This window comes from Vibrio sp. 1078-1 (assembly GCF_033340475.1).
In genome coordinates this window covers 1-541 of record NZ_JAWOWM010000775.1, presented here as the reverse complement: position 1 = coordinate 541, position 541 = coordinate 1, and the positions used below count along the sequence as shown (strand labels likewise).

The 541-nt window shown below is 53.6% G+C and carries 1 protein-coding gene; it reads right to left on the bottom strand.

The annotated features are described in order from the left end of the window. Nucleotides 1–541, bottom strand: a 541-nt coding sequence (locus R7190_RS29995; protein ID WP_318138223.1) for a diacylglycerol kinase family protein, incomplete at both ends; no start/stop codon positions are given.

Genomic DNA, 541 nt, shown 5'->3' with positions numbered 1-541 from the left:
TGCCATACAGCACATGGCAAAGCGCATTCGCCGTGCCCAACGGTATGATGCCGAGCTGGATGTCCGTGCCGACCAATTGGCTCGCCACTTCAGTCACCGTGCCATCGCCACCAGAGACAATCACCTGATTCACACCACTTTGTTTAGCTTGCAGTGCGAGGCTTTCTGCACTGGTGGTTTCGTCCGTTTGGCGAATGCTGAGACGATATTTTTTGGTCAACTCACGAATCACATGTTGTTCGTATTGCAGCCATTTCCCACCGCCCGCGACAGGGTTCACCACCATCCAGGTCGGCTCATCGAGTGTTAGCACGCCTTTCTCACTGATCGCGCGCAGAGTTTTGATCTGCAGATTATTGAGCCTTGCAGTACTGCGCACGCGGTTGATTTTCTGCATCACCGATTCCACCGAGAGCGACGGATCTTTACTCAGTAAATAAGCCGCCACCACAAACACCGAACGGCCACGCCCAAGTGCGCAATGCACAACCACAGAGCGCCCACAGGCGATTTGGGTATCAATCCAATTAATCGCATGACG